Source organism: Longimonas sp., from assembly GCF_040409695.1.
Classification (GTDB): domain Bacteria; phylum Bacteroidota; class Rhodothermia; order Rhodothermales; family Salinibacteraceae; genus Longimonas.
In genome coordinates, this window is the sequence record NZ_JARWGJ010000115.1 from 1 (window position 1) to 8,305 (window position 8,305).

7 protein-coding genes are annotated in these 8,305 nt (G+C 59.7%); all 7 read right to left on the minus strand.

The genetic code is table 11. The annotated features are described in order from the left end of the window. Positions 1 to 1,600: YfjI family protein (locus tag PPP56_RS07255; protein WP_353563374.1), on the minus strand; the 1,600-nt coding region annotated here is incomplete at its 3' end. Then, positions 1,597 to 1,941, minus strand: coding sequence for a hypothetical protein (locus tag PPP56_RS07260; RefSeq protein WP_353563375.1), 345 nt, complete (start codon positions 1,939 to 1,941; stop codon positions 1,597 to 1,599). The genes PPP56_RS07260 and PPP56_RS07255, both read right to left, overlap by 4 nt. A 92-nt stretch (positions 1,942 to 2,033) precedes the next feature. Beyond that, complete coding sequence (locus PPP56_RS07265; RefSeq protein WP_353563376.1) at positions 2,034 to 2,393, minus strand: helix-turn-helix domain-containing protein; 360 nt, start codon at positions 2,391 to 2,393, stop codon at positions 2,034 to 2,036. Positions 2,394 to 2,537: 144 nt separating this feature from the next. Then, positions 2,538 to 3,605 carry a hypothetical protein gene (locus tag PPP56_RS07270; RefSeq protein WP_353563377.1) on the minus strand — a complete coding sequence of 356 codons (1,068 nt, stop codon included), beginning with the start codon at positions 3,603 to 3,605 and terminating at the stop codon, positions 2,538 to 2,540. An 81-nt stretch (positions 3,606 to 3,686) separates the two neighbouring features. Then, entirely contained in the window at positions 3,687 to 4,907 is a 1,221-nt protein-coding gene (locus PPP56_RS07275; protein WP_353563378.1) for a tyrosine-type recombinase/integrase, read from the minus strand. A 277-nt stretch (positions 4,908 to 5,184) separates the two neighbouring features. Next, the gene (locus PPP56_RS07280; RefSeq protein WP_353563379.1) at positions 5,185 to 7,143 is read right to left on the minus strand and encodes a DUF3857 domain-containing protein; all 1,959 of its coding nucleotides are present in this window, start codon (positions 7,141 to 7,143) and stop codon (positions 5,185 to 5,187) included. A 98-nt stretch (positions 7,144 to 7,241) separates the two neighbouring features. After that, on the minus strand, positions 7,242 to 8,305 hold a 1,064-nt coding region (locus PPP56_RS07285; protein ID WP_353563380.1), incomplete at its 5' end, for a DUF3858 domain-containing protein.

The following is an 8,305-nucleotide window of genomic DNA, read 5'->3' on the forward strand; positions in this document are numbered from 1 at the left end:
CCTCAACCTCATCCTCGAAGTCATGAAATATGACACGGGCACGATCTTGCAAGCGAAGTACATGCGGGCTCCAGGTGCCGTCCTCCTCTATGGTCTTGGGCGTTACTTCCCATAGGTCAGTGAGCCGCTTTTCAAACGTGGCTTTAGCAGCGGTATCCAGGGGCGGCACGTCGGCTCCGGTTAGGCGATTGCCTACGTTCGACGGCGGCACCACGTACAGAAATCGTGCAAGCAATCCTTCCCCTCGAAACGTACGCTTTTGGGCCAGGTCTTGCAGTACGGTCGGCTGTGCGCAGATCGCCACGGACAGCGCCGGGTTGGGCACGTCGTTTCCCTTGCGGCCTACGCGGCTATCTCGCACCGCCTCGTCGCCTGTCCATGCCTTTTTGTAGAGATTCAGCACCGACCCACTATCATAGCGCCCTGCAATAAACTTCAGGAAGTCGCCTTCCGGGCTCATGACGAGCATCCGGCCATCGTTGGCGGCCATGTCTTTGAGCAGCGCCTCGGACGTGGCATCATCGCTCCAGAGCGCAGGCATAGATGGCACCTCATGGGCGTCTAACTCGTCGCGTGCTGTCTGTACAGCCGCCTCCGCTTCTGATAGGTCGTCTGCCTTGACAGCGGCTTTCTTGGCGGCGTTCAGGCGATCCTCCAACACCTCCTGCATATCCAGGGCTTCGGTACGCTGTTGCTCTACCTGCTCCCGGAGCAGCATCTCGTGATCGGTGATCGGCGTGGTGATCTTTTTGAAGGTGGGAGACTTGCGAGCGCCCGAAGGCAGTACGCCCATCCCCCAGAGCGTCAGCGGCTCCCGCCAACCAACGCGGGGTGTGACCACGGCTTTCTTTTGCAGCGCCCCGGCAGTTGCGCAGAGCGTCAGCAGCGCAGGAAGGTCAGCAGGCACCTGTACGGCCCCAGCTACGCTTTCGATATGGTCACGCATCCATGATGGAAGCGTGTGCAGCGGGATCGGGTCGGGATCGCCTGCATCATGCAGAGGGACAGGCGGCCCCCATTCAATCCCATGTGCATCGACGAGCGTTTCCTCGTCGGCATCAGCGGATGCATCTGCTTCCTGCACCTCGGATGGGTCAACGCCTGCCTGAAGGGCCGCACGTCGCCACCGTTCGGCCTCGCGCTGTAGGGTGCTTACCTTGCCCTGCAGTTCAAATACGGCGGCTTCTGCGCCCTCGTGGGGCGTCTCTGCGCCTGCATCCTCGTCGGCATTGTCTGATGCCAGATTGGGAGATGCGGGGGCGGGAGATCCATCAGCGGATGATGCGGCGTCAGTAGGCGTATGCATGGCATCAGCTTCGTGAAGCACCTTGCGAATGTCGGCTTGGGCATCCTCGTCGGACAGCCCGAACAGCGATGCGTACAGATCGGGGATCTGCCAGCGCTTCCCCTCAACCGTTGCGGTAGCCGCCTCCAGGTCAACGCGCCAGGTTGTGCGGCCCTCGCCGTCAAGGGTTGGCCCCTCCGTCTCAAACTGGAGGGCATCCTCCGGTATCTCGTCGGTGGGTATCATCTCCAGAACGGCGCGGGCAGTCTCTACGGCTGTAGGGGCATGCTGTATCATCACTTTCGTATCGCTCATGCCACCACCTCCGCACGCGGCGCATCTGTGTCAGTGAGCGGGTGCTCGTCGGCATCGGCTGATACCGCATCGGGGCATGACGCCTCTGCATACAGCGCAGGCAGCCCGAACAGGCTTATGTACGTCTCTCGTACCTCATGCGGCAGCATGTCGGGACATGGCGCATCAGCGGCATCAGAAGCAGGGGCTTCGGGATGCTGCGCACGGGGCGGGGCCGTCGGCGCTGCATCCGGCTCCACCGAAGCAGATGCTTCACCGAAAGGAAGTGCGAGTTGCGGGTTGTGCATCCACCACGGCACCGGGCGGTGCGAGCGGATCTTTTCAGGGTCGGTATGATACATAGGATTGCAGCGTGTTGATTAGTGAGTGAGTGCTTCGAGAGTATTCGGATTCACACAGCACGCTGCTGTGCAAACCCTCTGCCCCGACCGCTTCAACCCCGGTCGGGGCTTTTCTTGTTGGTGGTGTGCGTTCCCTCATTCGACGAGGCGTTCATGTCTTGCGGCGGATTCTTGGGCGTCACGCGGCCCGCCTCTATCCACGCTTCGATGCTCTCGACTTTGTAGAGAATGCGCCGTCCGCGCTGCGTGTACTCTACGTTCCCGTTGTTGCGCATGTACGTCAGTTGGCGCTTGGTCAGCCCAAAGCGCTGCTCCACCTGCTCCGGGCGCATCCATTCCGGCTTCTGCGCCTCTCGCAAGGCATCAGGCACCCGCGTCATGAGCACGCCCTCAACGGCGTCCTGAATGATCTGCTCTATGGTTTCGGTGTCGGTGACAATCGTGTGCGGCATGGTGGCTGTGCGTCTGCCTGTTGTTGGGTCAGTTCACAGCCGCATACACATGAGTGCTACTGTCCATTGGACACTTCTGGACACTTCTGGACACCTTCGTTGGACAGTCCAGCAAAAACGCCCTCTGTCCACGCTGAAGGCGCATCACGTCCTGTCTTTGTGCCAGTTGAGCAGTTTCTCTACAGCGGTTACGTACTCCACAACCGGGCCATCAATGGGCCACCACCCGACATCCTTCAGCGCACGCTCTATGCCCTTGCGTGCACCGGGGCCGGCCTCGCGGTGCAGATCATCCTTTGTTGGCTCCGTGCCAGCAAGTTCATCCCATGCATCCTTGAGCGCAATGCAGTGACCTTCACGCTTTGCCTTGCGCCCTCCAAAAGGGTCAGCATCTTCAGGGATTGGCGGTCGGTTGGTAGCCTCGCCTTCGGTTGGCGCTGGCAATTGATCTGCTTCTGCCTCACTGGTTTCCGTGTCACCCGTCAATGCCCGATCATCCCGGAAGCAGATCGGCTGCTGCAGCATCATAGCCTCAACCAGTTCGGCCATGTCCTCGCGCCGCATGAATGCTTTCGCCTTCTCGTCATTTGCATGTATGCGATCACTTACCCAGTCGGCACCGTTTTTCAGCGCCGCCTCGTGTAGCTCTCCCCATGTGATCGTAGCAAGAGATGTATGATTAAGCACTCGCACAGGCGGCCCCTCGTCGTGCCATTCGGAAAAAGCATCGGTCAATGATGTATCATCCTCCGGGCGGTTGTATTCCTCACCGGGTCCTATGTCAACCGATGCTATAGCTGCCCCATGTGCCACAGTCTCCAATATCTCTGCTGCCAACCCCTCCGTCTTTAGATGCAACCACAGCGGGCCGCTTAACGCGGTGTAAAGCCGCTGGAGGGGGTTTTGTAGATTCCCAAACCACTCGTTCATCTCCCTTTGAAGGGCATCTTCGGCAGAGGCGCTACCTTCTGTCTGTTGCTCTATCAGCGCCGTTAGGGCTTCCATGAAGTAGCCCTCCAGCGTAAGCATCAGTTCATCATTCTGCTTAAGCACTCTTTTGGCGGCGGGCTCTAACTTCTCTCTGTAGTCGTTCAGCGCCTTCCATTGATCTTTGGGCGCACCTGGAAGCCTACGAAGCACGTCCAACAGAGCCGCCATTGAATGCTCTGCAATACCATGCTCCCGTGCCCATTCCACAATATCGCTTGCCATGATCACCCGTATCTCCTCTGTACCCATCGTGCAACCCTCTATGGTCTATTCGTGCGATGTGCGATGCGTGCGAGTGTCTGCTCATTCCCCCCACATGTCGTTTGCGAGCTTGTCGGTGGCCTCTCGGTCGAAGTCCGACAGGTAGTTCTCCGTAATCTTCAGGCTGCTATGCCCCAGCGCCTTACTTACCGCGTACAGATCACTGCTGGTTGAGCGGGCAAAGTCCGCAAACGAGTGGCGTGCAACATGCATGGTCACGCTATCCGGCTTGTCAATGCCAGCGGCTTTCACGGCCCGCTTCAGGGCGCGGTTGAGTTGGACGTTGCGAGAGGAGATGCGGCGGCGCAACACTTCGGGGTCGGTGCGCTCGTGCGTCAAGATCGGAAACAGGTACGGCCCCGCGTGATCGGCCCATCGCTGCATGATCGCCTGTGCGGGGCGCGGGAGCGGTAGGTCAACAGGCTGCCCGGTTTTCATCATGCGGTACTGGAGGCGCACGGTATCGCCCTCTCGCTTGACGTGATCGGGCTTCAGGCGGCATAGGTCGCCAAAGCGCATTCCCCCCGCGTAGAAGGCAAACACGAACACATCTCGTGCCAGCATAGCCCGTTCGGGATCGCCCTCCAGGTTGGCGGCGGGAAGGTCTGCTTCCTCCAGGCGCTGCATCTCCGTGCGAGACAGGCGGCGCTTTTCAACAGGCTGCCGCTCTGGCATGTCGTAGCGGTCGAACGGGTTTTCGGATGCGTCTACCACGCCTTCTTTGATTGCCTGTCTCATGACACGTCCCACACGGGACAGTTCTTTGCGCGTGGTGTTGACGGCGTTGCCCCGCTCGTCACGGCAATAGCGCTCGAATGTCTCCAGCGCATCGCGATCCAACTCCGCAAAGTCGATATCATCGCCACAGGCAGCGCGTAGCTTGCGGAGCGTGACCTCGTACTTGCGGCGTCTCCAGTACGAATCTTTGCTTTTCAGGCGCGCAATCCACCGCTCAAAGAACGCGGTGAGGGAGCCCTTATGCCCTTCAACGGCAGCAATCACCGGATCACAGCTATCTGCCTCCAGGGCGGCCCGCTCTGCTGTCAGCCGAATGGTATCCAGTTTGTTGTTGTAAGCCGATGCGAGTTCATGCGTGGCCCGTACCTGTTGCCGCTTCTCATTCCAGTGCTTCGGACGCACCTTCACGCCTGTCGACTTGTAGCGCTTGCGGCGATTCGCCGTTACCCGTAGGTAGATGGGCGCGGTGCCGTCCGCACTGGTTTTAGATGTGCGGTGAACGAGCTTAACGTAAACCCTCGTCATGATGCTGTGATGTTATGTGCAAACCCTGTTCGACCATAGTACCCAAACGGTAGAACAATTGTTGCGCTGCATCGTGTCTATACTACACAATAGGCACCACAGAACAGCCTTTGTCGGTCAGAAATGGAGGGTTTGCACAGTGAAGTGAACAGCGGATACCGCCTGTATGAGTCCAGGAAGGCCCACTACCTTGACAGTGTCTGTATAGAGGCTCCCGCCAACGCGGGAGCCTCTGTTGTTTTAGGGAGCATTTCCGCATTTGTCCAGCAGGGGCGCCTTACTGCTTTACCAGCACGGCCTGCATGGCATCGGTTTCATGCATCTGGCGGAGAAGCTTGCGGTAGCGTTCGTAGTAGTCGGGGCGGAGCACCGCCTCTCTCACCTTGAAGTGACGCACATACACAATCTGGTCTGGGGCCTCGTGGGTTACGGTCACCGTGTACGTCGCAAACGGTGCCTCAAACACCGTTCCGCCGGAAAGCGCCTCCACGCCGTACCCATCCGGCAAGACGTAGGTTACCGAGTCGGTGTAGACCGCTGGCGCGGTGAAGCCATGTACCGGATGTATCCGCCTGTCGTCGGGTTCGTCGGGGACCGAGCGCGTCCGATCTCGCAGTCCCAGCTCTACGAACAGACGGGAGGGCGTAGCGGCTGCATGCCGGGGCAGGTCCAGCGTTACAGGGAGCCGAATCGCTCGCTCGCGCGCATCGACCGACGCGAAGTCTGCATCTACGATCTGAAATGTGGAGAAGCGTATCTGGTCGCGCAGCCACTCCATGCGTGCCCGCGCCGAAGCATTCGTTAACCGGTGGCGCGGCGTATCCTGAAAAATGCCTGTGTACCTGTTCGTTATGGAGGCGGTGGCATCTCCTGAAGATGTGAGTTGTACCTCAGCAACCCGTGTGCGCTGGTTTGCTTCGGGTTGCGACGACGGCAGTTCGACCAGGTGGCTTCCTTCTTCGCGTACCAGCAGTGCTCGCCGGTTTTTGATGCTACGCGGCACATGCCCAAACGGAAGCAGCTGACTGGTCGTCTCCAGCCAGAGCGTGTCTTGCTCGACAGGCACTGCCAGAATCATATGATTGAACCGGTTTTCGGGAAAGTCGTCACGCAGTTCGGGGGGGTTGGACCCGCCGTGGATGAGCACGGGAAAGGCCTGAATTCCTACTTCTTCCAGCAGCGCTTGCATGTAGTTTGAGAGCGCTTTGCAGTCGCCATAACCGGTACGCTCTACGTAGCCCGCGTCGAAGGGCTGCCACCCGCCAAGCCCCAGCTGCACGCTTACGTAGCGCGTGTGGTCTTGCATGTACTCGTAGAGGGCCTGTACCGAGTCGCGGCGCGTGGCAGCCTCCTCTACCACCTCGTGAGCACGGACTGTAGAGGCTGGCGAAAGCCCCTGGCGGCCCTCGGTAAGCCCGTAGTACCAGTCGCCAAATGCACTCCAGCTGGCAAACGTCCCCTCCGTATCGCTGATGGCAAACCGGTGGGGGGCCACGTGTACCGCTGGCGCCTGCTGGTGCCACGGCGGCCCGTGGAGCTCAGCCTTCCATGCGTCGGCGCTACGCACCGTCCACGTGTGTACGCGGCGGTCGTCGTGGCGGTGCGTTTCCGGCTCGGGGGCGCCTCGCCGCAGATCGTAATGCACCTGCATCGCTTCGGGCGTGTCGACCATGTACTGCGCATGCTCCACCGACGCGCTCTGATGATGCGGCTGCCACACCGGCCAGTCCAGGTGGCCTTCCCGGTCGACCGTGTACTCAAATACGATGGTATGCGGGTAGGTACTATGATTCAACCCGGCAATGGTGACGCGCAGGTCGCGGTAGAGCGAAAAGCCGTCATTGGCCGGATAGTCGCGCAGGTCGTCGTCATCCAGCTCTGCCACAACTGTGCCCTCCGCATCCAGTATCCACCCGTCCAGGTGGTCGATCGAGCGGAACGAGTCGTGAAAGAGATGAATCCGCCCGAAGGCGTCGCGGCCCTGCCGCGAGAAGATCGTGACGGCTTTGCGGACATGATGCGAGACAGACCCCACTTCGTGCGCCTCTATGTGTTCAATGTGGCGACGTACGATTGCGTCGGGTCCTGCCTCCATCATGGGGAGCGGCACGGTGCGAAGCGCAAGCGACTCGTTATCCAGGTCGCTGGATAAGGGGCCTATGTCTTGTGCTGTTGCCGGACAGGCCAGCAGGATCCATGCGAGGATACCGGCCCACCCTGTGGATCGAATATACATACGATTGTCGTGAAGCGATTGGAGGCAATGGGGGATGATGTTGAGCCATGAGCAGCGCACCCGTCACCCTTTTATTACTGCTCATTTATTACTGCTCATCACTGCGACGCAGCCTCAGATGAAGACTCCGTAGCCTCCTCGGCCTCCGCAGCTTCCTTGCGTAACACGATAGGCTCAGACTCTATGGCGACGATGCGCGCAAAGAAGTCGCGCAGCCCTTCGTAGTCTTGCGAACCGATAACCGGTTGGTTCAGGGTGTACACCGATCGGAGAGTCAAGCGTCCAAACTGCTCTTGGGTGAGCCGTGTGTAGGCGCCTCCTTCGTTAGGCAGCTGCACCTGCATGTTGCCAGGCATCTCTTCAATCACGTACCCCTCAGGCAGCTGCAGCGAAATGACCTGCTCCACCTGCCCGGGGTATCCAAAGTCAACGGGATACGTGCGCTCCTCCGCCTGGAACGGATTCTCTTCCCATCGAGAAAGCAGCATGGGGTTGAGATAGATAAAGTCGGCAGCCGTGTTGGCATATCGTGGAATGGTCACATCAGACCGAACGACGACAGACTCGTGGCGTGCATCGGGAATCTCGACACGGGGAGCGCCGACCTCGGCGTTGTCGTAGCGGTCGAACAGAGTGGACGCCACAAACGACGCATCGTCGTCAGCCGACTCGTAGTCGCTGCGGCGCGGAGCAATGCCCGGCCCGCTGTACGTGGCTTGCACATTGGCCTCTACGGTGCCGTCCGCGTGCAGCTCGCCCTGCGTGAAGAAGGAGCGCTGATCTGGCGCATTGCGCGGGATGTCAACCCACTGCGCGTTCTCCTCATCCAGCATAAACCCGTTGTCGTTCAGTGCCCGAAGGGGCAGCACCCCTGCCGGACGATGCGGACTGGTCGCATCCAAAAACATAACCTGTTCATCTGTAGACGCTACAACGATCAGATCGTTAAACTGCGAGAGGAACGGGTATAATGGCACGGTATGGCCATGGTCGCGCGTGCTGATGAGCACCGGCGCAGCCAGAGCAAGGTCGGCCTCTTGCAGCATAGACACCAGCAGCAGATTAATCTCTGCACTGGTTCCGCTGCGTCGCTCCAGCACATCGTCAAGATCGCTGCCTGTGTAGACTCTGCGCATCCCGTTCCAGCTCATCGACGTGGCTA

What these genes read in the sequence shown, in the direction of transcription:
- PPP56_RS07260 (WP_353563375.1), bottom strand. Translation starts at nt 1,941, where the DNA reads ATGTATCATACCGACCCTGAAAAGATCCGCTCGCACCGCCCGGTGCCG.
- PPP56_RS07265 (WP_353563376.1), bottom strand. Translation starts at nt 2,393, where the DNA reads ATGCCGCACACGATTGTCACCGACACCGAAACCATAGAGCAGATCATT.
- PPP56_RS07270 (WP_353563377.1), bottom strand. Translation starts at nt 3,605, where the DNA reads ATGGCAAGCGATATTGTGGAATGGGCACGGGAGCATGGTATTGCAGAG.
- PPP56_RS07275 (WP_353563378.1), bottom strand. Translation starts at nt 4,907, where the DNA reads ATGACGAGGGTTTACGTTAAGCTCGTTCACCGCACATCTAAAACCAGT.
- PPP56_RS07280 (WP_353563379.1), bottom strand. Translation starts at nt 7,143, where the DNA reads ATGTATATTCGATCCACAGGGTGGGCCGGTATCCTCGCATGGATCCTG.